General features: G+C 64.7%; 18 protein-coding genes. 7 read left to right on the plus strand and 11 right to left on the minus strand.

Features of this window, described 5'->3' with window-relative positions:
* Positions 1 to 10: 10 nt before the first annotated feature.
* From AC0VYB_RS17830 to AC0VYB_RS17840, 3 genes are all read right to left on the minus strand, one after another.
* Complete coding sequence (locus AC0VYB_RS17830) at positions 11 to 2,350, minus strand: transglycosylase domain-containing protein (protein ID WP_259800808.1); 2,340 nt, start codon at positions 2,348 to 2,350, stop codon at positions 11 to 13.
* Between the two features lie 325 nt (positions 2,351 to 2,675).
* Positions 2,676 to 4,382 (minus strand): AMP-binding protein, encoded by a 1,707-nt coding sequence (locus AC0VYB_RS17835; protein ID WP_259800809.1) that lies wholly within the window; start codon positions 4,380 to 4,382, stop codon positions 2,676 to 2,678.
* Between the two features lie 109 nt (positions 4,383 to 4,491).
* Entirely contained in the window at positions 4,492 to 5,973 is a 1,482-nt protein-coding gene (locus AC0VYB_RS17840; RefSeq protein ID WP_313450692.1) for a CCA tRNA nucleotidyltransferase, read from the minus strand.
* Positions 5,974 to 6,087: 114 nt separating this feature from the next.
* Here AC0VYB_RS17840 and AC0VYB_RS17845 point away from each other — a divergent pair, with 114 nt between their 5' ends.
* The 7 genes from AC0VYB_RS17845 to AC0VYB_RS17875 all read left to right on the plus strand — a co-directional run bounded on the left by AC0VYB_RS17845 (position 6,088) and on the right by AC0VYB_RS17875 (position 15,681).
* On the plus strand, positions 6,088 to 6,576 hold the full coding sequence (locus tag AC0VYB_RS17845) for an NUDIX domain-containing protein (protein WP_197932180.1): 489 nt from the start codon (positions 6,088 to 6,090) through the stop codon (positions 6,574 to 6,576).
* Between the two features lie 42 nt (positions 6,577 to 6,618).
* A complete protein-coding gene (locus tag AC0VYB_RS17850) occupies positions 6,619 to 8,901 on the plus strand; it encodes a DUF6049 family protein (protein ID WP_197932181.1) in 2,283 nt (760 codons plus the stop codon).
* A gap of 3 nt (positions 8,902 to 8,904) precedes the next feature.
* On the plus strand, positions 8,905 to 10,518 hold the full coding sequence (murJ, locus tag AC0VYB_RS17855; RefSeq protein WP_063250374.1) for a murein biosynthesis integral membrane protein MurJ: 1,614 nt from the start codon (positions 8,905 to 8,907) through the stop codon (positions 10,516 to 10,518).
* Between the two features lie 60 nt (positions 10,519 to 10,578).
* A complete protein-coding gene (locus tag AC0VYB_RS17860) occupies positions 10,579 to 12,867 on the plus strand; it encodes a protein kinase family protein (protein WP_475384902.1) in 2,289 nt (762 codons plus the stop codon).
* A gap of 169 nt (positions 12,868 to 13,036) precedes the next feature.
* The gene (trxB, locus tag AC0VYB_RS17865; RefSeq protein ID WP_197932182.1) at positions 13,037 to 14,026 is read left to right on the plus strand and encodes a thioredoxin-disulfide reductase; all 990 of its coding nucleotides are present in this window, start codon (positions 13,037 to 13,039) and stop codon (positions 14,024 to 14,026) included.
* Between the two features lie 109 nt (positions 14,027 to 14,135).
* A complete protein-coding gene (gene trxA, locus AC0VYB_RS17870) occupies positions 14,136 to 14,453 on the plus strand; it encodes a thioredoxin (RefSeq protein WP_009376880.1) in 318 nt (105 codons plus the stop codon).
* A 91-nt stretch (positions 14,454 to 14,544) separates the two neighbouring features.
* Positions 14,545 to 15,681 (plus strand): N-acetylmuramoyl-L-alanine amidase, encoded by a 1,137-nt coding sequence (locus AC0VYB_RS17875; protein WP_475384903.1) that lies wholly within the window; start codon positions 14,545 to 14,547, stop codon positions 15,679 to 15,681.
* A 3,164-nt stretch (positions 15,682 to 18,845) separates the two neighbouring features.
* On the opposite strand, the gene AC0VYB_RS17880 is transcribed toward AC0VYB_RS17875, so the two are convergent.
* The 8 genes from AC0VYB_RS17880 to rpmH all read right to left on the minus strand — a co-directional run bounded on the left by AC0VYB_RS17880 (position 18,846) and on the right by rpmH (position 24,620).
* Positions 18,846 to 20,582, minus strand: coding sequence for a ParB/RepB/Spo0J family partition protein (locus tag AC0VYB_RS17880; RefSeq protein ID WP_475384904.1), 1,737 nt, complete (start codon positions 20,580 to 20,582; stop codon positions 18,846 to 18,848).
* On the minus strand, positions 20,575 to 21,471 hold the full coding sequence (locus AC0VYB_RS17885; protein ID WP_009376888.1) for a ParA family protein: 897 nt from the start codon (positions 21,469 to 21,471) through the stop codon (positions 20,575 to 20,577). The genes AC0VYB_RS17880 and AC0VYB_RS17885 overlap by 8 nt, the downstream gene beginning before the upstream one ends.
* A 66-nt stretch (positions 21,472 to 21,537) precedes the next feature.
* Positions 21,538 to 22,176 (minus strand): 16S rRNA (guanine(527)-N(7))-methyltransferase RsmG, encoded by a 639-nt coding sequence (gene rsmG, locus AC0VYB_RS17890; protein WP_100227413.1) that lies wholly within the window; start codon positions 22,174 to 22,176, stop codon positions 21,538 to 21,540.
* Positions 22,169 to 22,690, minus strand: coding sequence for a Jag family protein (locus tag AC0VYB_RS17895; protein ID WP_009376890.1), 522 nt, complete (start codon positions 22,688 to 22,690; stop codon positions 22,169 to 22,171). Before AC0VYB_RS17895 ends, rsmG begins: the two co-directional genes overlap by 8 nt.
* An 8-nt stretch (positions 22,691 to 22,698) precedes the next feature.
* Positions 22,699 to 23,655, minus strand: coding sequence for a membrane protein insertase YidC (gene yidC / locus AC0VYB_RS17900; protein WP_009376891.1), 957 nt, complete (start codon positions 23,653 to 23,655; stop codon positions 22,699 to 22,701).
* Positions 23,656 to 23,762: 107 nt separating this feature from the next.
* On the minus strand, positions 23,763 to 24,134 hold the full coding sequence (gene yidD, locus AC0VYB_RS17905) for a membrane protein insertion efficiency factor YidD (protein ID WP_223289831.1): 372 nt from the start codon (positions 24,132 to 24,134) through the stop codon (positions 23,763 to 23,765).
* Positions 24,106 to 24,480, minus strand: a complete 375-nt coding sequence (gene rnpA / locus AC0VYB_RS17910) for a ribonuclease P protein component (RefSeq protein WP_278373482.1) — start codon at positions 24,478 to 24,480, stop codon at positions 24,106 to 24,108. The genes yidD and rnpA overlap by 29 nt, the downstream gene beginning before the upstream one ends.
* A gap of 2 nt (positions 24,481 to 24,482) precedes the next feature.
* On the minus strand, positions 24,483 to 24,620 hold the full coding sequence (gene rpmH / locus AC0VYB_RS17915; protein WP_009376895.1) for a 50S ribosomal protein L34: 138 nt from the start codon (positions 24,618 to 24,620) through the stop codon (positions 24,483 to 24,485).
* Positions 24,621 to 25,026: the final 406 nt, after the last annotated feature.

Raw genomic sequence — 25,026 nt, forward strand, 5'->3', positions numbered from 1 at the left:
GCGTGCGGGATCACCCGCCGGGCGCTCCGGTCGGCGGATCGATAGGAACCGGCTTCTTCGGGGGCTTAGTCGGGTCCGGTTTCTTAGGCGGCTTCGTCGGATTCTCACCGTCCCCGCCTTCGTCTGACGACCCGGTTTCGTTGCCGTCCTTGGACCCTTCATTCGACCCGTCGGCGGAGTCCTTGCCGTCGGTATCGGCAGTCGAGTCGGCGTCCTTCTCCTTGTCCTTGTCCTTGCCGGAGTCCTTCTCCTCGTCGTCCTTGGGCTTCTTCGTCGGTTCGTCGACGGGAGCCTTCTTCCGCGCGTCGTCGTCATCCTCGCGCGGCTCGCGCTTGGGCGCCGGAGGAGCGTTCGTATTGGCGGGCTTCTTCACCTCTGGCAGCTTGCCGCGCTCGGGGAAGGGTTCGACCTTCGTCCCCTCGAGGGCGTCCTTCATGTACGCCGTCCACACCTGGATCGGGAACGAACCACCGGTGACCTCGCTGCGACCGCCGTAGGCGCCGATCGGCACGGACTTGCCGTCGACCTCACGGTAGAGGACGACCGAGGTGGCCAGCTGCGGGGTGTAGCCGGAGAACCACGCCGACTTGTTCGACGTCGACGTACCGGTCTTGCCGGCCGCCGGGCGGCCGAGGTTCTGGGCGTAGCTGCCCGACCCGCCGTTGACGACCTGGCGCAGGGCGTAGGTGGTCTCGGCGGCGACGGCCTTGTCGAAGACCCGCTCACCCTTGGTGTCGGCCTTGTAGACCTCTTCGCCGTCCTTCGAGACCGACTCGATCGAGTGGGTCTCGTGGCGCACGCCGTTCGAAGCGAACGTCGCGTACGCGGTGGCCATGTCGATGACCTTGACGCTCGGCGTACCGAGGACGTTGGCCGCGTTCGGGGTGAGGTCGATCGTGCAGTTGCCGGTGTCGCCCGAGGCCATCTGCTCCTTCGTGCAGTTGGGGCTCAGGCCCGCCCGCTGTGCGACGTCGACGGTCTTGTCGGGACCGACCTGGACGTTGAGCGCTGCATAGGCCGTGTTGATCGAGGACTGCGTGGCCTTGAGCAGGGTGACCGGTCCATAGCTCGAGCCGCCGAAGTTCTTCACCGGCCACGGAGTGCCGTCATTGTTGAGCGTCGTCGGGCTGCCCGGGTACCGATCGGTCAGGCGCACGCCGTTCTCGAAGCCGGCGACGAGGGCGAAGGGCTTGAACGTCGAACCCGCCTGAGCGTGTCCCTGCGTCGAGGCGTTGAACGCCTGATCGAGGTAGTTCTTGCCGCCGTAGAAGGCTTCGATGCCGCCGGTCTTCGGATCGATCGAGACGAGGCCCGCCTGCAGGCCCTTCGGCTTGTCCTTCGGCAGGTCGTTGATCGCCTGCTCGGCTTCCTTCATCCGCTTCGCGTCGAAGGTCGTGACGATGTCGTAGCCGCCGCGGTCGAGCTGCGACTCGTCGATCCCGAGCTTCGCCATGGCCTCCTTGCGGACGTACTCCCACATGTAGCCCTTCTGACCGCTGAGCGAGTCCTCCTTGCTCTGCGCCTTGACCTCGGGCATCTCGACCTGGTCGGCCTGCTCCTGGGTGATGAAGCCCTCGTCGACCATCGACTTGATGACGTAGTCGAAGCGGTCCTGGTACATCTCCGGGTTCTCCGCAGGATCGGCGGCACCGGGGCGCTGGATCATCGCGGCGAGGAGCGCGGATTCGGCGAGATCGAGGTCCTTCGCGGACTTGCCGAAGTAGTTCTGCGCTGCGACCTCGACACCGTAGGAGCGGCGTCCGAGGTAGATCGTGTTGAGGTAGTTCGCGAGGATCTCGTCCTTGCTCTGCTGCTGGTCGATCTTGAGCGCAATGAACATCTCCTTGACCTTGCGGTCGAGCGAATGCTCGTTCGTCAGGTAGAAGTTCTTCACGTACTGCTGGGTGATCGTCGAGCCGCCGCCGGCGTACTGGTTGGTCACGACGCCGACCACAGCGCGGGAGAGGCCCTTGATCGAGATGCCGCGGTTCTCGTAGAACGACGTGTCCTCGGCAGCGATCGCGGCCTTCTGCATCGGCTCGGAGATCTCACCGATGTCGACAGACCTCCGGTCCTCGATCTTGTAGTGGCCGATCGGGGTCTTGCCGTCGTTGTAGTAGATCGTCGACGTCTGCCCGGTCGCCTCGAGGTTGGGTTCGGGGACCTCGGTCGTCGCGTAGCCGATTGCGAACGCGATGCACGCGAGGATGATCGCACTGAGTCCGCCGACGACGAGGATGCGCAGACTGGGCAGGAAGCGCGTCCACCCGCTCACTCCGGCACGCGGATAGTTGAGCAGATTCTTCGTCTTCCTGCCTCTGGTTCCGGCTGCTTTCTCTGCCTTAGCCACCCAAGGTCCTCCAGGTCTTCTCCACGTCCCGCACTGCGATGGCGACGAGGTTCGAAAAGGTCACAAATGGATTTCAGTGTCGCACGCGTTCATTGGAACACCGTGAAAAATGCGGTTCCGCCGCGCCATGTGGCTGCTGAGCATCACCCGCTGTGAGAACGGCGCGCCTACGGCAACCCGTTCACCGGCAATTTTACATCTCTTCACGTAAAGCAAACACTCAGAGTGCGTGTTTGCTCACATTCTCCCTTGTCACAGGCACTGAAATCGCCCCGACCGCGAGGCCGACCTCCCGTCCGCATCCCCTGTCGTGCAGCCGCCCGACTCAGCCCTTGAGGTCGAAGTCGGTGTCCGCGTACTCGGTCCCCTCGACAGAGGGTTCGCCGCTGAAGGGGTGGAGCTGATCCTCTCTCGCGCGGAGTTCGACGCGACGGATCTTGCCCGAGATCGTCTTCGGCAGCTCGGCGAACTCGAGTCGGCGGATCCGCTTGTAGGGGGCGAGGTTCTCCCGGCAGTACGCGAGGATCGAGCGCGCGGTCTCGGCATCGGGCTCGAAGCCGCTGCCGACGACGACATAGGCCTTGGGGACGGCGAGACGGACCGGATCCGGGGAGGGGACCACGGCCGCCTCGGCGACGGCCTCGTGCTCGATGAGCACGCTCTCGAGTTCGAACGGGGAGAGCCGGTAGTCGCTGGCCTTGAACACGTCGTCGGCCCGCCCGACGTAGGTGATGTAGCCCTCCTCATCGCGCTGCGCAACGTCGCCGGTGTGGTAGACGCCGCCCTCGAAGGCCTCAGAGGTCTTCTCGGGGTTGTTCCAGTACCCGGTGGTCAGGCCGAGCGGAGGCGGGTCGAGGCGGAGGCAGATCTCGCCCTCGTCACCCTCTTCCCCGCTGGCCGGGTCGATGAGGACGACCTCGTAGCCGGGGAGCACCTTGCCCATCGACCCGTACTTGAGCGGCTGGTCCGGGGAGTTGCCGATCTGCAGGGTCGTCTCCGTCTGTCCGTATCCGTCGCGGATGAGCACACCCCATTCGCTCTTGACCCGGTCGATGACCTCGGGGTTGAGCGGCTCACCCGCCCCGAGGGCCTTCGTCGGCGGGGTCTGCAGCTGGCCCAGGTCGGCCTGGATGAGCATCCGCCAGACCGTGGGAGGCGCGCAGAAGCTCGTCACCCCGGCCCGATCCATCGTCTCCATGAGCGCGCCGGCGTCGAACTTCGAGTAGTTAAAGAGGAACACGCACGATTCGGCGATCCACGGGGTGAAGATGTTCGACCAGGCGTGCTTCGCCCATCCGGGCGAGGCGACGTTGAGATGGACGTCGCCGGGGGTCAGCCCCATCCAGTACATCGTCGAGAGATGTCCGACGGGGTAGGAGACATGGGTGTGGGCGACCATCTTCGCCTTCGACGTCGTGCCCGAGGTGAAGTAGAGCAGGAGCAGGTCGTCGGCGCGGGAGCGGCCCTGCGGTTCGAACTCGGTGCGCTCCTCCTCGGCCTCGGCGTAGGCATAGTCCTGCTGGCGGGTCGGCTCTCCGCCGACGACGATGCGAACGACCTCGGCGTCGACGTCGTCGAACTTCGCAGCGTCCTCAGGACCGGCGACGACGAACTGGGCCCGGCCCCGCTCCACGCGGTCGCTCAGGTCGATGGGACCGAGCTGCGTCGTCGTCGGCAGGAGCACGGCGCCGAGCTTGATGCCGGCGAGCATCGTCTCCCACAGCTCGACCTGATTGGCGAGCATGACCATGACGTGGTCCCCGCGCTGGACGCCGGAGCGGCGGAGGAAGTTCGCGACCTGGTTCGAACGTGCGGCGAGCTCGGCGAAACTCCACTTGCCCTCCGACCCGTCCTGTTCGACGATCCACAGCGCAGGATCGTCGTTGTCCTCGGCGATCCGGTCGAACCAGTCGATGCCGAAGTTGAAGTGCGAGAAGCGCGGCCACTCGAAGTTCTCACGGGCAGCGTTGTAGTCGCTGCGGAGCTCGATGAGCCGGCCCCTGGCCGCCCGGAACTCGTCAGTCACAGTCATTGCGGTCTCCTCGTGGTCGCTGCTCGCGCGTCGTCTGTGACGGCGCACACATTCTCACGACTCCGAAGTTACCAGGCGGCGGCCGTCCCCGTAGAGGCGGGGGGCGGTGTCACTCCTTCGGGGAGTTCTCCGCCCACCAGGCCCGCAGCATCTCCTCGGCCCGCTCCTCGCCGAGCGGTCCGTGCTCGAGGCGCATCTCGAGGAGGTGCTTGTAGGCCCGCCCGACGAGCGGAGAGGGTTCGATGCCGAGGATCTCCATGATCCGCCGACCGTCGAGGTCGGGCCGGATCGCCGCGAGCTCCTCCTGCTCGGCGAGCGCGGTGATCCTCGACTCGAGATCGTCGTAGGCGAACGCGAGCCGGTCGGCCTTCTTCCGGTTCCGCGTCGTGACATCGGCACGGGTGAGGATGTGGAGGCGGGTGAGCAGGGATCCGGCATCGGTGACGTAGCGGCGCACGGCAGCGTCCGTCCACCCCGCATCCCCGTAGCCGTAGAAGCGCAGATGGAGTTCGACGAGGCGGCAGACGGCTTTCGTCGTGTCCTTGTCGAAGCGCAGGGCCTTCATCCGCTTCGCCGTGAGCTTCGCGCCGACGACATCGTGGTGGTAGAAGGTCACGGCACCGCCGGGGAGGAAGTTCCTCGTCGCGGGCTTCCCCACATCGTGCATGAGGGCGGCGAAGCGGACGACGAAGTCGGGTTCGGGCAGGTGCTGTGGGTCGGCGGCCTCGACTCCGGCTTCCCGCTGCCTCGCGGCATAGGCGGCCTCGAGGTCGACGGCCTGCCGGAGCACGGTGAGACTGTGCTGGTAGACGTCCTTGTGCCGGTGGTGCTCGTCGGTCTCGAGCCGCAGCCCCGCCACCTCGGGCAGGACATGGTCGGCGATCCCGGTGCGCACGAGCAGGTCGATCCCGGCGGCGGGATCGACGCCGGTGATGAGCTTGACGAGTTCGACCTGGATGCGTTCGGCGGAGACGATGGCGATCCGGTCGGCCATCTCCGTCATCGCCGCCTCGACACCGGGATCGACGTCGAGTCCGAGCTGTGAGGTGAAGCGCGCGGCGCGCATCATCCGCAGCGGATCGTCGGAGAACGAGTCCGCCGGGGTTCCGGGTGTCCGGATCCGGCCGGCCATGAGGTCGTCGAAGCCCTGGTAGGGGTCGACGAAGGTCTTCTGGGGCAGGCGCACGGCCATCGCCCCGATCGTGAAGTCGCGGCGGACGAGGTCGGCGTCGAGGTCGGTGCCGAAGCGGACGACGGGCTTGCGCGAATCGGGCTCGTACGCCTCGGCGCGGTAGGTCGTGATCTCGATCTGCACCCCGGACTTCATCGCTCCGATCGTGCCGAACTCCCGGCCGATGTCCCAATGGGCATCGGCCCAGTCGACGATGAGGGCGAGGATGTCGTCGGGGCGGGCGTCGGTGGTGAAGTCGAGGTCGGGCATCGGCCGTCCCATGAGCGCGTCGCGCACCGAGCCGCCGACGAGGGCGAGCTCGAATCCCGCCTCGGCGAATCGACTGCCGAGCGGACCGAGGATGTCGTCGAGCTCATCGAGCTTGTCGTACAGCCGCACATGCGCGCTCTGCGGGTCCACCGAACTCCTGACTCTTGGGGTAAGCCGGCCTGCGGGCACGGCGATCGAGCAACCTCCAGCCTACCGGGAGCGCGTCAAGCGGGACTTCCAAGAATCGCCCATTAAGGTAGGAGAATGACCACACCGATGCCCAAACCGGGACCGCGGGCATCCCGACGCACCACGGTCGAGGAGACATCCGCCGGGGGCATCGTCGTCGACTTCTCCAGTCAGGATCTCAGTGTGGCCGTCATCGCCCGACTCAACCGCGCAGGGCGTCTCGAGTGGTGCCTGCCCAAAGGGCATCTCGAAGGGGAGGAGACCGCCGCCGAGGCGGCCCGCCGTGAGGTCGAGGAGGAGACCGGGATCCTCGGCCAGGTCATCTGCCCGCTCGGTACCGTCGACTACTGGTTCACGGTGACCGGGATCCGCATCCACAAACTCGTCCACCACTTCCTGCTCCGCGCGAGGTCCGGCACGCTCACGGTCGACAACGATCCCGACCAGGAGGCCGTCGACGCCGCCTGGGTGCCCTTCGACGAGCTGCGGACGCGATTGTCGTTCGCCAACGAACGCCGTATCGTCGCCGCTGCCCGTCCCATGGTCCGTGAGTGGGAGTTGTGAGGGCGGTGTGCCTGTGTGCCGCATGACGAACGAAATGGAACAGTGAACAGCTTCACCCCCGCGCGCGTCCTCTTCGCGCTGCTGACTGCGACCCTGCTGCTGGCAGGGTCGGTCTTCGCCCTCCCCCTGGCCGCGGCGGCTTCCGGCGGCCAGAGCGGCGAGAATGCGAGCGGCGCGGCCGACGGCGGCGACGCCGACGGCGGGAGATCCGGCACCGGCGTGTCGATGCGACTCGATGAGATCACTCCGTGGCTCGACGACAAGGGCACCCTGACCGTGCGCGGAACGGTGACGAACTCGACGGACACGGCGATCGTCGATCCGCAGCTGCGCCTCGGCATGTCGCTGCGCACCCTCGACTCCGAATACCGCATCGAAGCGTGGAAGACCGATCAGTCCCGGCACCGGGTCGTCGCCGATCTCAACAGCGACGGGCCGGAGGCGAGGAAGCAGGCCGAGAAGCAGGGCGGTGACGATGCCGATCCGGTCACCTCGGTGGATGCGACCTTCGCCAAGGAACTCGCCCCGGGGTCCACGGGCGAGTTCACGATCACGGTGCCCGCCGACCAGCTCGGTCTGCGCGCGTCCTCCCCGAACTCCTCGTGGGGGTCCCGTGGACTGAGCGTGCAGATCCGCGACGCCTCCGGGGCGCTGGCCACCGGAGTGGGCTTCACGACGTGGTATCCGAACCCGAAGTTCGATCGCACAGCGATCAGCTTCCTCGCCCCGGTCACCCTGCCCGGCTACACCACCGACGGCCTCATCGGCCCCGACGAGCTCGATGCCGCGATCGCCGAGGACGGAGCGCTGACGAACGCCGCCCGGGCGTTCGAGGACCCCAAGGTGGCCATCGCCCTCGACCCCAGGGTCGTCGCCTCGTTCGAGGCCGCCGTGGCAGAACCCCCCGCCGAGGACGGCGAGGAGGAGGAGACCGGTGCGCCCTCCCCGCCGCCGAGCCCTGGTGAGACCGCAGCCGCCGAAGGCCCCGACGAGCGGGAGGAGCAGCGCAAGCGCCTCGACGCGTGGTACCGCGAGTTCCTCGCGACCGCAGAGACCCGCACGGTGCTCGCCCTGCCCTTCGGCGATCCCGATCAGAACTCGCTCACCGGCGAGGAGCTCGACGACCTCGGTGCCTTCGCGGAGAAGGAGAAGAGCATCGTCAAGGATGTCCTTCCGAATGCCCGCACGGACATCGCGTGGCCGATCGCCGGCACCGCGGACCGTGCGGACCTCCGCGCCCTGCAGAAGGCGGGGAATTCGACGGTCATCCTCGATGACGTCCAGCAGCCTCCCACCTCAGGCATCCGCGAGGACGCGCATTCGGTGACCCGGACGACCTCAGACGGGCAGTCGACCGTCGAGACGCTCATCTCCGACTCGGCCCTGACCCGGCTGAGCGCCGACGTCATCAACGCCGAGGCACCGCCGGCGGCGATGAGCGAACTCGTCGCCACGACCGCGGCGATCCAGTCAGAGGCGCCCAACCGGTCACGGCACCTGCTCGTGCCTCTGCCGCGCACGACCGCCTCGGCGGGGTGGGAGTCGACAGTGAAGACCGTGACCGGAACCCCCTGGATCGAAGCGGCCGGTCTCGATGCCCTGCTCGAGAGCGATCCCGAACCGCGGGGCCTGCTCCAGAAGGCGACGGATCCCGAGCGGATCGCCACGAGCACGCTCGAGGGGATCGCCGAGGTCCGGACCACGGAGTCGAAGTTCAACAGCGCGTTCTCCGATCCTGAGGCCGCGAACACGCGCCTCGACCGGTCCCTGCTCGCGTGCACCTCGGTCGCGTGGACCCTCGGCGGGGATTCGTCGACGTGCCTGGCGAAGGCGCAGCAGACGAGCCGGGCGCAGATGGACGGCCTCTACCTCGAGAAGGGCTCCTCGGTGCTCCTCGTCACCGGGGAGAAGACGACGATCCCGGTGACGATCGTCAACGACACCAACGCCGAGGCGACGCTCAGGCTGCAGATGAAACCGCAGACCCCGCAGCTGCGGGCCCAGACCACGGAGACCGTCGCCGTCCCACCCGCGGAGACGATGCGCGTCGATGTCCCCGTCGAGGGGCTCGCGAACGCCGACGTGCCCACGACCATCGAGATGGTCACCGCCGACGGCGTCGTCCTGCCCAAGGACGCCTCACTGCTCGTGCGGGTCCGCGCGGACTGGGAGAACATCGGCACCGCGGTCGTCGGATTGGCGCTCGCGGCCGTGTTCGTGATCGGCTTGGTCAAGTCCGTGTCCCGCGGACGGCGGAAGATCCCCGAACAGCAGCTGGCGGCGGCGGTCGCCCGCGCGAAGAACGACGAACCGGAGAAGAGGTAGGACGTGGCGAACTTCTCGAGCCTGGCGCGATCCTCGGCGATCATGACCGCCGGCACCCTGACCTCGCGCATCCTCGGCCTCGTCAAGGCCTCCCTGCTCGCCACCGCGATCGGCATCACCGCCGTCCAGGCCGACGCCTTCGACGTCGCGAACAAGGTCCCGAACACCCTCTACATGCTGCTCGCCGGCGGCGTCGTCAACGCCGTGCTCGTTCCCCAGCTCGTGCGCGCGACGAAGCGCGAGGACGGCGGACGCGACTACACGAACCGCCTCCTCACGCTCTCCTTCCTCCTGCTCGCGATCGTCAGCGTCGTCGCGACGCTCGCCGCCCCGATCCTCGTGTGGCTCTACTCCTCGGGGTGGAGTCCTGAGCAGATGGCGCTGGCCACGGCGTTCGCATACTGGTGTCTGCCGCAGCTCTTCTTCTACGGCCTCTACACGCTGCTCGGCCAGGTCCTCAACGCGAAGTCGTCGTTCGGTCCCTACATGTGGGCGCCGGTGCTCAACAACATCGTCGCGATCGCCGGACTCCTCGTCTTCATCGTCGTCTTCGGCACGAACACCGCCTCACCGCACACGCTCGACACGTGGACGCCCGAGAAGATCGCGCTCATGGGCGGGTCGGCCACCCTCGGCGTCGCAGCCCAGGCGCTCATCCTCATCTGGCCGCTCAAGCGGATCGGTTTCAGATACCGGCCGACCTTCGGCTTCCGCGGCGTCGGCCTCGGCACGGCCGGCAAGGTCGCCTTCTGGACGTTCGCGGCGATGCTCATCGGCCAGCTCGGCTTCCTCATCATCTCCCGCGTCGCCGCCGGCGCCTCGGTGCCCGGCGAGGGGAACGCCTCGAACGCGGCGTACACGAACGCCTACCTCGTCTTCATGCTGCCGCACTCCCTCATCGCGGTCTCGCTCGCGACCGCCCTCTTCACCTCACTGAGCAGGAACGCCGCCGAGCACGACACCGAGGCGGTGAAGTCCGACTTCTCGATGGGCGTGCGCATGGTCGGGCTCGTCAACTCCTTCGCCGTGGCCGCCCTCGTCGTCCTCGCCTCTCCGGTGGCGATGATCATCGCCGGGGCCGGGCGGGAACAGGCGATGGCCGTCGGGCTCGTCATCATCACGATGGTCTTCGGGCTCATCCCGTTCAGCGCGAACTACCTCGCCCAGCGCGTGTTCTACGCGTACGAGGATGCGCGCACGCCGTTCTTCATCCAGCTGCCGCAGATCGTCTTCCAGTCCCTCGCCGTCCTCTCGGCGTCGATCTTCCCGAAGTCCGTGACGGTGGCGATCATCGGCCTCGTCATGAGCCTCGGCTACCTCTTCGCGATGATCCTCTCATTCGCAATCCTCTCCAAACGCCTTGGCGACATCGACGTCCGCACGATTGCGAAGGCGCATGTGAAGTTCCTCCTCGCCGCGCTCGCTGCGGGACTCGCCGGCTACGGGCTCCTCCTCTTCTTCCCGGACTTCGCACTCTCCGGGCGATGGCAGGCCTTCGTCGCCACCGCGGGAGTCGGCACGGTCATGCTCATCGTCTACGTCGGAGCCTGCTTTCTGCTCCGAGTCCGAGAGTTGCATTCGATTATTGGCCTCGCAGCTGGAAAACTTAGGAGATAGTCAGTCCTCGTCCGTCCCGCCGCCCCGGAGGTGATCCCCCTGATCGATATCGAACCCGGCATGGTCGTTGCCGGTCGCTATGTCGTATCAACGGTTGACCGCCCGTGGTTGGAGGACAGGCCCGAGGTCGGTGCGGTGTGCACCGCCCTCGACGCGATCCTCGACGAACCGGTCCTCATCCACGTCGCCGACGCCTCAGGCGGCTCCGACGTCCTCGAAGCCGCACGCCGGGTCTCGATCCTCGGCGACCCGCGGATCGCCCCGACGCTCGACGTCGGGAACTCGAACGGGCTCGACTACGTCGTCTCGACGCGCATCGCCGTCACCCCGCTCGGCACCATCCTCCCGAAGACGCCGCTTCCCATCGACGCCGCCCGCGCGCTCATCGGGGAGGTCGGCACGGTCCTCGTCACCTCGGCGAGGCGAGGTCTCTTCCACATGTTCCTCCGCCCGAGCGTCGTCGGCATCAACGCGAACGGCGGGATCCTTCTCTCGGGAATCGGCATCGATGCCGCGCTCGCGCTCGGCAACGGCGTCATCGACCCCGACGACTACACGCCCACGGCAGCCTCCCGGCAGGACGCCCTCGACCTCGTCCGCCTCTTCTACGCAGCGGTCACCGGATACTGGCCGGGCGAAGAGGGCAAGGACGGCATCCCCGCAGCGCCCCGCGAGAACTCGCGGATCGCGCGGGCGAAGTCACTCAACCCGGAGATCCCCGCCGAACTCGACGACTTCGTCAGCGGTGTGCTCACAGGCGCCGATCCCGGTCCCGGGTCCGTCGCCGAGGTGCTCGGATTCCTCGACGAATGGGACGCCGAGCTGCTGCGCTACGTCAACCGCACGCCCGCAGCCGAGAACGACAAGCTCTTCGACGAGTCCCCGTCGAGCTTCGACGAGGCGACGAAGCTGCCGAGTCCGGGTCCGGCGCCGCTCGGCGGGTCGACATCGCAGGCCAGCGACGACCAGGTCAAGGCGGCTCTGGTGCGCATCGGCATCACCCGTCCTGGGACCCGTGGCCTGGCTGCCGGTGTCGTCGGACGCACGACCGGTCGCTACGCGGAGCGCATGCAGATGCGACAGGCCTCGAGCTTCCCGATCGGCGCGGAGCAGATCGACAACGCCGCGAAGGACTGGGACGAGTGGTCCCCCGAGCAGACGTACTCGGAGTACTCCGGCTACTCCGCGCATGAGTACGACGAGAATCTCACGACCCCGATCCTCAACCGCGATGAACCCGACCCTGACACGCAGGCGATGGACATCGTCGCCGTCGACGAGGAGGACGACGACAACGACACCCGCGTGATCATCGACGACGAAGACGACGGTTCGTGGTTCCTCGGCGGGATGTTCGAGACCTCGGAGCAGCAGCGCGAGCACCAGCTGCGCGAATACGAACGCGAGCGCCGCATCGCCCGCGCGAAGGAGGAGGAGGCGAGACGCCGCCTCGCCGCCCTCGATGCCTCGGCTGCCGCGCGGCGCGAGGAAGCCGAAGCAGCGGCCCCGCCGAAGCAGGTGCGCAGGCTCTCCCCGGAGACCGTCGACCAGGGCGAAAGCGGGACCGCGGCCGCCGGGACCGCGGCGGCCGGCGTGGGCGCGGCAGCGGCGGGAGCCGGTGGACCCGGGAACACCGCACCGACGAGCTCAGCATCCACCGGAGGGTCCGGGCACGGGAACGGTGGGGCCGCCTCGGCGAGCAGCCTGGCGTCCGCCCCCGGGGAGGATCCGCGGGAGACCCGAGCCCGAACGCGGAAGCCCTTCGCCCTCCTCGTCCTCGGTCTCCTCGTCGTCGCCGCAGTGATCATCGGCATCATCGTCGTCAATCTCAATTCGGGACAGGACGAGCCGACGGCGACACCCGAGACTGCGGCTCCGAGCGAACCCGCGGAAGACAGTCCGGCCGAGGAGGAACCGAAGGCCGAGCCCCCGAAGATCGCCGAGGTCTCCGCACTCGATCCCGAGGGCGACGACAAGGAGAACGACGACCGCGCCGGCGACGTCGTCTCCGGCGAGAAGGGGTCGTGGCGGACGGATCGCTACAACTCGGCGAAGTTCGGCAACCTCAAGTCCGGGGTCGGCCTGCTCTTCGAGCTCGAGAAGTCGGCGACCGTCAATGAGGTCACCGTGAAGTCTTCGACTTCCGGGGGAAAGTTCGAGATCCTCAACGGCTCCGATCCCACCTCGGCGAAGAAGGTCGGCGAGGGCGAGTTCGAAAAGGGCGACGACGGGGTGACCGTCAAGCTCGATGAGGGCGTGGAGACCGATTCTCTCATCCTGTGGATCACCCAGCTGCCCAAGGATGACGGCGGGTACCGCGCTACCATCAGCACCGTCGACCTCGCCTGAGCGGTCGCGGTCGGCCACGTCAGCCGGTGGACCACCTCGGCGGGGGTGCCCGGACGACCACCGCAGGCGACCGCTGCCTGCGGAATAGTCGCCGTCGGGCTGCCGTTACCACTAGGCTAGGAATCCAGCGTCAGCACGGCGCACGAGACTACGACAGGGAACGCACAACATGACTGACACACAACTGGTGATCATCGGGTCCGGTCCGGCCGGATACACGGCCGCCGTCTACGCCGCCCGAGCCAACCTGTCACCTGTGGTCATCGCGGGATCCGTGACCGCCGGCGGTGAGCTCATGAACACCACCGACGTCGAGAACTACCCCGGGTTCCCCGCGGGGATCCAAGGTCCCGAGCTCATGGAGGCCATGCGCGAGCAGGCCGAACGCTTCGGAGCCGAGGTCGTCTACGACGACGTCGAGACGCTCAAGCTCAACTCCGGAGCCCACCAGATCGAAACCGCCCTCGGCGCGCGCTACACCGCCAAGGCCGTCATCCTCGCCACCGGCTCCGCCTACCGCGAGCTCGGACTGCCGAACGAGAAGAAGCTCTCCGGCCACGGGGTGAGCTGGTGCGCGACCTGCGACGGCTTCTTCTTCCGCGACCAGCACATCGCCGTCGTCGGGGGCGGCGACTCGGCCCTCGAGGAGGCGACGTTCCTCACTCGCTTCGCGTCGAAGGTCACGCTCATCCATCGCAGGCAGGAGCTCCGTGCCTCCCAGGCCATGCAGGATCGTGCGCGCGCCGATGAGAAGCTCGAGTTCCTCCTCGACACCGAGGTGGCGGAGATCCATGGAGACGAGGCTCTCACCGGGCTGACGGTCCGCAACACCGTCACGGGAGAGACCTCCGAACTTCCGGTCACCGGTCTGTTCGTCGCGATCGGGTCCGACCCGCGCACGAGCCTCTTCGCCGAGCAGCTGCCCCTGCGCGCCGACGGCTACCTCGAGGTGGAAGGCCGCTCGTCGAAGACCGCCGTCGAAGGCGTCTTCGCCGCCGGCGACGTCATCGACTCCGTGTACCGTCAGGCGATCACCGCGGCCGGGTCCGGCTGTGCGGCCGCCCTCGACGCGGAGAACTACCTCGCCGATCTCGAGGCCTCAGAGCAGCTCGAAGCCGACGGCGACCACGAAGCCTCCGTCGAGGTCATGAACGCCTGACGGAGGTGGGTGCACCAGGCTCCGGAGTCTGCCTGCGCCCTGGGGGAATGAAACCCCCGCACACGCTGTTCTCGGTAGAGACAGACCACCGCCAGCAGAAAGGGAGCTCATGACGACCGAAGTCACTGATGCCACGTTCGATGAGACCGTCCTCAAGTCCGATAAGCCCGTCCTCGTCGACTTCTGGGCCCCGTGGTGCGGCCCGTGCCGCATGGTCAGCCCCATCGTCGACCAGATCGCCGACGAGAACTCCGACAAGCTCACCGTCGTCAAGGTCAACACCGACGACAACCTCGAGACCGCGAGCAAGTACGGGATCACCTCGATCCCGGCACTCTACGTCTTCAAGGACGGCGAGGTCGCCAAGACGATCATCGGTGCCCGTCCCAAGCCGGCGCTGGAGGAAGAGCTCGCAGAGTTCATCTGATCAAGTTCCAAGGCGCCTGTTGTAATATCAACAGGCGCCTTCGGCGTATTCCCCTCGGAAACACACCCCAGAGAAGCAGATTGGCACGACATTGAATCACCACGGACGCCCCCAGTTCAGGAACGGGGACACCTCAGAGGTCCTCCCTGCGATCAAATCGCAGATGGCGCGTCTCGGTCTCACTGTCGGCGATGCCCACACCCAGGACTTCGATCGTCCCTTCGAGCTCGCCGTCCGGCAGTTCCAGCAGACCAGGGGAATCCTCTGCGACGGTGTGCTCGGCACTGAGACGTTCGCAGAGCTCGAACGGGCCCGGTACCAGCTCGGGGACCGTGTGCTCCGCTTTGACCCCGTCAAGGTCCTCACAGGGGATGATGTGCTCTCGTTGCAGCGCACCTTGTCGGGATTGGGGTTCTACGCCGGCCGAATCGACGCCGAGTACGGTGCCACCACCGAAGCAGCGGTCAAAGAACTGCAACGTGGTCTCGGAACCAAGGTCGACGGCGTCGCCGGACCGCAGACGCTGCGTGGACTCTCTGCGGTCGATCGCAAGCAGAGCACGGGCAACCTCTTCGCCCTTGAGGAGCACGCCCGAGTCGCGGCGTCGGGAACATCGCTCGCCGGACGCACTTTCGTCATCGAAGCGGCGACGACGATCGCGGACTTCGTCACCCTGCCGATGAACGAGGAGCAGAGCAGGCTCGAGAGGGAAGTCACTACAGATGTAGCACGTCGCTTGGCAGGGCGCCTGGAGGCCGTCGGCGCTGGTGCCGTCCTCCTCGACGGCGATGCTGCCGAGATCAATGCGGCCGATCAGCTGGGCGCATCGGCCGTCGTCACCGTCACCGCCGACGTCAGTCGGTCGCCCGGCGCGAACGGTCTCGCGACGTTCTATTTCGGGCACGAGGAACATCCGGACATCAACTCACCGGTAGGGGCCCGTCTCGCGGGCCTCATCCAGAGTGAGATCACCGCGCGTACGGAAATGCAGGACTGCCGATCCCACGCTCGCACGTGGTCGTCACTCAAGCGCCTCCGCACACCCAAGGTCCACGTGGTCACCGGGTACCTCACGAACGAAGGCGATCGACGCAACCTCGAAGACCCTGCGGTCCGCGACGCCATCGCGGATGGCATCGCTGCAGCGCTGCAGCGTCTCTACGTCAGAGAGGACTCGGATCCCGAGACCGGTACCCTCAGCCTCGCCGAGATCAAAGCCTACGGCTGAGGCTCGCTGATCGATTCGGGTCCGCTCATTCGTCGCCCGTTCCATGTGATTCACGAATCGCCGATGCCTCGATGCTGAAAAGCCCCGCTGGCCAAGTATTGTCGCTGTGTCCGTCCCTCGAGGCCAACGGCCCATCTCTTAACCGGAACGGCTGAACGGAGCGCAGAATCGCCCCATGTCAAAAGTGCCCCATGTCATAAGCACTGTGCGAGATAACCGACGGCAAGAAACCAGCGGTCGTCCACTATGCCGACGTCGATCTCCCTTGCATTGATCCGGTTCTCAGGCCCGCCCCGATACACCTGCTGTGGCTCCCATGCAGCCGTCACCCGACGCCTCGTCAATACCTTCACACGAACGTTCTGCCCGCGGACGAGCTCATGCCGGTCGCAGCCACATTTGCGGCTGAGATGGGAATGGAGGGAAGCGGCTTCCGTTTCACGTGGAACGAAGGTCCAATTACATACATAAGATCGAACGTCCCCACCTCCGTCTCATCGCAGGCCGCCCACAGATTCGATCGGCCGGTCAATTACGAGGCAGAGTACGCAACAGTCAATAAGCCGTTCCGCCTTCCGCCAGCGACATCGTCCGGCTGAAAGATGCCCGTGCGCCAGTGCGTGTGTTTCCGTCTTCAGGTGCTCGTACCATGTGGAGCCATGTGGATGCATGATCTGCCGTACCAATTCCACGATGTACGATCTGGCGTAGCGATTCCACACAGCGGGCAGGACACCAACATCAAGTCACGAAATCCGCAGCATGCTGGCGGAACGCTACTCTGGCCCCGAGGTGGCCACGTTTCACGTGGAACAAGGTGCACAACTCGAACATAGCTCGGACTCGTCTTCGCGTCGAACATAGCTCGGACTCGTCTTCACGTCGAACATAGGTCCAGCACATCATTGACTCGGTTTCACGTGAAACAGTGAAGTCAACAGACATCCAGCCCAAGTCGCCATAGATTCCGCTAATCAGAGTTCCAGAACCACATCCCCACGAGATCTCCCGGCGTCGCTACCGACACCGTTTCATTCTGGACGCGTGGTCTCCTTCGTTTGACGTATAGTCGAATCTGGTTTCACGTGAAACGTAACGCGTTCCCTCTCTGAGATGCACGGCTGCCAGCTCACGGGAGTACGCCTATCAGCCGACGTTTCACGGAAGAACTATGAATCCAGGAGCGAAAGACCACAGCCTTCAGTCCCAATCCTTCGTCCGCACCGACGACTGCCCCAAGCGTTACCTTCAGTTTAATCCCACGGTTCCGGACTCCAACAATGTCGTCCACTTGAATGGATCGACCGACCTGGGACGACTCGGTAGCCTCCGATTGTCACAGAAGCCTGCCCTCCCCATAAGCTTCACTCGTAAGACGTTGGGCCGACTCCACGTGTGTTTCACGTGAAACGCGCCTACTGACGATCATTGGGCAACATTACCGTCGGCCAACAATGTTCATCGTTGATCCAAGAGCTTCGCATTGCGCCGGGAAGCAGACCACCAGATCGATGGAAACACTTCTTCACAGTGCATCGCGCTAAAGAGAAATTGCGGATGAAACCCACTCCAGTGAAACGTAACTGCGGCCTGTGCCTCATCAGACCGATTTCCACCGTCCGGTGTACCACCTTAAGAATATGTTTCACGTGAAACGGCTACCACCGAACCTGAAATCACGACCGGAGGGACGAGAGGGTGTCCGCCTATCTGTTCCACAGGACGCTGCAATCGACGCTACATACCTAGAACAGGGAGCAGACTTCGCAAAACGGCCACCAGATAAATGGTTTAAGTAGGGCCGTGCATTGATGCGGACTCGACCTGTTGGCTTCATTCGCTTCCTACAACCACCTCAAATAGACCTCGGTTCTTCAGGAGCGAGCGCTCAGGTGAGGACTGCCGGAAACTGCTTGATGGGTTGAACGGCTTCAGACTGGAAAATGATCGCACCGACATACGCACGAAACGGCTCGGGTACATGGTGAGCTCGGAATCGTAAGTGGCGGCCCGTTGCACATGAAACCGGTTGTAGGCATGTTTGGGACTGGTCAGTCCTCACCGGATTCAGGAATCGTCGCTTCTTCGGATACTCCGCAAGATTCGTGCTCTAATCTTCGTTTCACGTGAAACGCCGCCCGGCCACCACTACCAGCGCTCATCTCCTTCATCCAGCAGTCGAGTTAACCGGACATAAGTGGGTGGAGATCAAGCGCCGGAAAGTAGGCAGGCATGAAGAGAAACGATCTCGATGGAATCCGCGGAGAACGAACACTCATCACACCAACATCGGTACCAAGAATGCTGCGGCGCAATGGAACTTCGATTTCGTGCGTTCTGAACTCAAAAGTCCACTTCCCGTTTCACGTGAAACATCGTGTTCCAGTTTCACGTGAAACCTCGAACGAGTCACCCTCGAAGATCCCGAACTGCACAAGCCGGACAGAAACCTTCCTCACGACGCAACCTCATCCGACAGCGGTCTAGAACGAATCACCAAGTTCTACCGAAAGTGGAACAACCGAAAGAAGAACTAGGTCGACACGTACACCTGTCGCCTCACACTTCCGAGCCATATCACCGGTTGAATGGACCGCACAAGAAGCTGAAACCGTCGTCGAGTTGTTACAACGATGAAGTTTCCTCTGGGATAACAATGTCGCCTCAATTCAAATGCGTTGATTGCTCTCGCTTGAGCGTTACGTTTCAGGTGAAACGTGAGTCTGATCGACACTACGCAGTGTGTGTGACAAGACCGTGAGTCAGTGCATCCAAGTTTCACGTGGAACATACGTACCTCCGCTTCAGGGCGAAGTGCATCAATCGGACCTCATGAAATGCCCTAGCCGAGACCACCTGTTACGGGGGACAGTGGTGTTCAGCCGCATGACACTGAGAATGCCGTGACCGCAGGAGTTCCATCATCGTAGGCGCGAATCTGCGCAATTTGTGTCACCGGCAGCCCAAACAACGTGCTTTCAGCCGGGTTCGACGCGCAGATCAACGACTTCTATAAAGACGAATACTTACGGGCCGCGGCAACTCCTGAACAACCGCAAGCGAACCGACCCAGCTAGCACTCGACTTGATATCGGCAGTTCCGCGGTCCCCAGGGAGGTTTATCTGACAATTGGGCTTCGAACCAGAGGAAGATACCGCGTGACCTATTCGGGCGACTTGACGCCGAGAAGGGCGAGGATGCGGTCGAGGTCCTCCTGATTGGCGAATTCGACGCTCAGCTTGCCCTTGCGCTTGCCGACGGTGATGTTGACCTTTGTGTCGAGACGATCACCCAGACGCTCGGCGACCTCGATGAACTCGGGCGCCACACGTGATGTTGCACGTGAAACATTCACCGAGTCGCCGCGGTTGAGCAGCACAACGGCTTCCTCAGAAGCACGCACAGAGAGACCCTCGGCGACGATTCGCTGAGCAAAGACTTCCATCTGCTCCGGATCCTTGAGACCGAGGATAGCGCGAGCGTGTCCGGCCGAGATCACGCCGGCTGCGACGCGACGCTGAACCAGCGGTGGGAGACGAAGCAGGCGCAGGGTGTTCGAGATCTGCGGACGGGAACGTCCGATGCGCTCCGACAGCTCCTCCTGCGTGCAGCCGAAGTCCTCGAGCAGCTGGCCGTAGGCAGCCGCCTCTTCGAGAGGGTTGAGCTCGGCACGATGGAGGTTCTCAAGCAGTGCATCGCGGAGAAGGTCCGTGTCCTCAACATACCGGACGATCGCAGGGATCGTCTCCAGACCGGCTTCCTTCGTCGCACGGAGTCGACGCTCACCCATGATGAGTTCGTATCGCTCGGCCTCACCGGGCTTCCGGCGTACGACAACAGGCTGGAGCACACCGATCTCGCGAATGCTGTGAACGAGTTCAGCGAGCTGATCCTCGTCGAAGACGGTCCGCGGCTGACGAGGGTTCGGATCGACGAGAGCCACTTCGATCTCTCCGAATGCCGTATCCGGGATCGAATCGACTCCCGACGCTTCAGCATCGCCGTCCGCCGCATCATCGGCGTCGTTGACGGCTGCGGCATCGCCGGATCCATCGTCGTCCGACGTGATCGCAGCGCCTACTACATCAGTAGTAGCCATTCCGGTGTCACTCGGCTCTCCTGTCGGTTCCTCAGCCGAGGCCTCTGTCTCCGGGCCAAACTCCGCGGCAGCCTCCTCGTCGTCGCTGAATCCCCTCGAGGTGTAGACACCAGGATGGTCTTCACGGACGTCGTCGTTCCGTGCAGTGAGGTCAACGGCGCTGGTCTCCTCGACCGCTGCTGCCTGTTCAGCCGCCACTGCAGAATCCGTAGTCTCGGAGGTCGCGGGCTCGACGGACGAGCGCTTCGCCGCTGGGGCCGCAGTCTTGGCACCCGACGCCTTCGCTCCGGCCGTCTTCGTCACTGCCGCCTTCGCCGCGGATCCCGACTTCGATGTCGTGGATCCAGTGGCCTTGGACGCTGAGGACGTGGAGGCTGCGCCTTTGGCAGCAGTGGTGTTCGCACCCGCAGCCTTGCTGGCTGCGCCAGTCCTACCGCCTGCGGCCGCCTTGCCCGCCGAAGACTTCGAGGCGGCACTCTTCGTCGTTGAACTCTTCGCCGATGTGCCGGCCTTCGAACTCGGGGTCGACCGAGACCTGCTCTTCGCAGTCCCGGTGCCCGCAGCCTTCGCCTCGTCGGCCTCGGCCGCCGCCTTCGGCTTGCGTCGCCTCGAGGACTGCATCGACGCTGCAGGGTCGGTACGCCGACTGCGCCCAGCCTTCGTCTCCTCACCGGCACCACGGGACTGTTCGTCGGCATTGCCGCCGGAGAAGAACACGTCGACGGGACGATCGTTCGACGCAGCATCGGGAATGAGCGCTCCGAGACCTCGACCCAGTCCGCGCTTCTTGCGTTCAGCCACGTTCCACTCCTCGGTTCGCGATCTCCTCAGCGGCTTCCAGGTAGGACAGAGCGCCGCTGGAATGAGGATCATAGGTGATGACAGTCTGTCCGTAGCTCGGCGCCTCGGAGATCCGCACAGAGCGCGGAATCGCCGTCCCCAGCACCTGCTCCGGGAAGTGAGAGCGGACGTCTTCGGCGACCTGGGCGCTGAGGTTCGTGCGGCCGTCGTACATCGTCAGGAGGATCGTCGAGACCGAGAGCTGCGGGTTGAGGTGCTTCTGGATGAGCTGGATGTTCTTGAGCAGCTGGCTGAGTCCCTCGAGCGCGTAGTACTCGCATTGGATCGGGATGAGCACTTCGCGCGCGGAGACGAATGCGTTGACGGTGAGCAGCCCCAGGCTCGGCGGGCAGTCGATGATGACGTAGTCGACGCGGTCCCCGGCCGCCGCTCGCTCCTCGAGGTAGAGTCCGAGCGACCGCTGCAGCCGCTGCTCGCGGGCGACGAGGGAGACGAGCTCGATCTCGGCACCGGCGAGGTCGATCGTCGCCGGCACGCAGACGAGGGTCTCGAAGTCCGGTGCCTGCGCCACAGCATCCCGCATCGGGACATCGTCGATGAGCACATCGTAGATGCTCGTGACGTCGGAGTAGTGGTCGATGCCGAGTGCCGTGCTCGCGTTCCCCTGCGGGTCGATGTCGATGACGAGGACGTTGAGGTTCTGCTTCGCGAGTGCACCGGCGATGTTCACTGCGGTCGTCGTCTTGCCGACGCCGCCCTTCTGGTTGGCGATGGTGAAGATGCGAGTCGAATCGGGTTTGGGGAAGCTCACCTGCGCCAGTCGGTCTGCGCGACGGTTGTCGCGAGCGATCGCGGCACCTATCGGAGACGACTCGTCCATGATCGGCATTCGGCGCACTCCATCATCCATCGGGTTCACAAAGCTACTGACAGCCTAAACCAATTTCAGTTCGTTCTATTTCTTCGCTATTTCCACAACGCGGCTGGGGGTTTCGAGGATCCCCCCGTCGACGAGGTGGACCGTCGGCTGCCCGAAGCGGTACCGCTTGAGCAGCTTCTTCGCCTTGACGAGCTCACTGTCGACCGAGGCCCCCTTGAGGGCGAGGATGCGCCCTTCGGGACCGATGACCTCGTGCGTCCATTCGACGAGGGTGGCCATCGCCTTGACGGCCCGCGCGGTGACGACGGTGAACATCTCCTCATCGACGAGGTCCTCGACCCGAGCCCTGACGATGCGGACGTTCTCAAGGCCGAGATCGTCGACGACCATCGTCAGCCAGTCGACGCGACGCTCCATCGGCTCGATGAGCACGACGGTCGCTTCAGGTCGCATGAGGGCGATCGGAATCCCCGGCAGACCGGCCCCGCTGCCGACGTCACCGACGACGTCGTCATCGCCGACGAACTCGGCGACCACCGCGCAGTTGAGGATGTGCCGCGACCACAGCCTGTCGAGTTCACGCGGGCCGATGAGGCCCCACTCGATCCCGGTCGTCGCCAAGTGCTCGGCATAGCGCTGGGCGAGGGGGAACGCCTCACCGAAGTACTCCTCGGTTCCGGCCGGCGGAACCTCGACCTCCGTCAGGTCAGTCATCGGCGGGACGGACGACGACATGACGTCCGTCGCCCTCGCCTTCCGACTCGGACACGAGTCCGGCCTTCGCCACCTGATCGTGGATGATCTTGCGCTCGAAGCTGTTCATCGCCTTGAACGCGAACTCCTCGCCGCTCTCCTTGACTTCGGCGATGGCGTCCTCAGCCTTGCGGATGAGTTCGTCGCGCCGGCTCGAGCGGTAGCCGTCGATGTCGAGCATGAGCCAGGACCGCTGGCCCGTGCTCGTCTGCACGGCGAGACGGACGAGCTCCTGCAGCGCACCGAGGGTCTTGCCGTCACGGCCGACGAGCGTGCGCAGGTTCGAGTCGTCCTCGTCCTCGCAGACGATGGACAGCTGCGCCCGGCCGTCGGCGACGTCGATGTCGATGTCGCCGTCGATGTCGGCGATGTCCATGAGCTCTTCGAGGTAATCCGCCGCGATCTCGCCCTCTTCCTCGAGGAGCTCGGCTCGGGTCGGCTTCGCAGCCTTGTCGTCGATGGCTTCTTCTGACATGTCCTACCTCAGCGCTTCTTGTTCTTCTTGCGGTTCTTGCTCACGGGCTGCTGACGCTGACCGGTCGGCTTCGGTGCCTCGACGGTGGTCTGCGCAGACCCCTTGATCTCTGCCGACGGAACGGTCTTGCCCTTGCGCGCCTTGCGCTCGAGCATCTCCTTCTCCGCCTTCGACCCGGGTGCCGGCATGTTCCTGATGACCATGTGCTGCTGGACCATCGTCCAGGTGTTCGACACGAGCCAGTAGAAGAGGACGCCCAGCGGGAAGTAGATGCCGCCGACGCCGAAGACGACGGGCATGATGTAGAGGAGCATCTTCTGCGACTGCATCATCGGGTTGGCCATCGCGGCCTCCGACATGTTCTTCGCCATCATCTGCTTCTGGGTGATGAACATCGTCGCAGCCATGATGATGATGAGGACCGCGGTGAGCACCTTGACGGTGATGCCCGGATCCATGAACGTCGCCGAGAGGGAGACGCCGAAGACCGAGGACTCCTCGGCCTGCTGGGCGAGCTCCTGGGTGAGGCCGCCGATCGCGTCGATCTTGCCCTCGGCCACGTTCTGCATGTTGTGGATGACGCGGAAGAGCGAGAAGAAGATCGGCATCTGCACGAGGAGAGGCAGACACGACGCCCACGGGCTCGTCTTGTTGTCGCGGAACAGGGCCATCTGCTCCTCGGCCATCGCCTGGCGCGAGTACTGGTCCTTCTTGCCCTTGTACTTCGCCTGCAGACGCTGGATCTCAGGCTGGAGGAGCTGCATCTTCCGCTGGGCCCGGATCTGGTAGACGAAGAGCGGAATAAGCAGTGCGCGGATGACGACGGTCAGACCCGCGATCGAGAGCACCCAGGTCCAGCCGTTGGCTGCGGGCAGACCGAGTGCGGTAAAGATGTCATGGAAGATCGCAAGGATCCAAGCCACTACCCACTGCAGGGGGTAGAGCAAGCTGTCGATCCAGTCCATTCAGTTCTCCTCGTTGCAACGATCCATCACGATCGTTCATTGTGCCATTGTTGTCAGTCGGTCGCGACACGGGTGCGGACGCGGATCTCTCGGCTCGTATCAGGCCCTCACGGACGCTCGCCCCGCATGCCGGCATCAGCGTCATGGAGCATCTGGGACCGGGCTTCGCGGGCTGAGCCGGGAACATGGTCCACCCCGCCGTGGGAGAACGGATTGCACCTCAGCACTCGCCACCCAGTTAACACCATTCCCTTGAGAACTCCGTGTATCTCGAAAGCCTCGAGACCGTACATCGAGCAGCTGGGATAGTACCGGCAGACCTGTCCGTAGAGCGGAGAGACGACCACCCGATACGCGCGGATGAACCACACGAAGGGCATCCTCGGTGCGATGCGGACGAACCACCACAGCCCCGGCCAGAATCCGGCCGGACGCTCGGGCACCTCGGATTCATGTCTGAGGTCGTGTTCGGCGTCCACGGTTCTGCTTCTTTCGGGCCTTCCCGATGAGGTCGTCCACCTCGGTGGCCAGCTGGGAGTAGTCCGCCTCAGCGGCGTTCGGCAGCGCCCTGACCACGAACAGGCTCCCCGTCCCGAATTCGTCCAGCCGGGGCCGGACGATCTCCCGCAGCCGGCGTTTGACCCGGTTGCGCGTGACCGCGTTGCCCACGGCCTTGGATACGATGAAACCCACGCGCGCGGCGTGGGAATCATCAACGTCTCTCAGGCTGTGCGCCATGAGGTGGTCCGAGCGCACGCGGACACCGGCTCTGAAGACTCGTCTGAAGTCGTCGCCGTGCCGGAGGCGGTGCGCATCCGGAATCACATTCAGGCCGAGACTTCGGAACGTCCCTTGCGACGACGCGAAGCCAGGATGGCGCGGCCCGCGCGGGTGCGCATACGCAGACGGAAGCCGTGCTTCTTGGCGCGCTTGCGGTTGTTGGGCTGGAATGTACGCTTGCTCACTTGAGGTCTCCGATTTCTAGATCGCGGATGAACGCCTGAAGCGTTCTCACAAAAAACGGCGGTGCGAGTCTCGACCGCCGAGCACTCCTGTGCATGAGAGCTATACAGAGAATCGGATGCAGCCCGGTACACAGGACACTCCATCTTAGCCAAGGCGCTCAGGCCCGGTCAAACCGCTCAGAGATGTTCCCCGTCACGGTGCCCGGCCGTCGACTCCCATTCACCTCCGCGTCGACTCCCGTCTTCCACAAGTCACAATCATGTAGTTTTCCACACGCTTATCCACCCGTGTGGAGTATCGCCCGGCCGACTCGTCACTCCTCCACAAACTGTGGAAAACTGTGTGGAAGTCATGCACAGGTGTGGACCGTGCGACGAAGACGATCGACAGAAGAGAGGATCGACG

Source organism: Brevibacterium sp. Z349TD_9 (assembly GCF_056173565.1).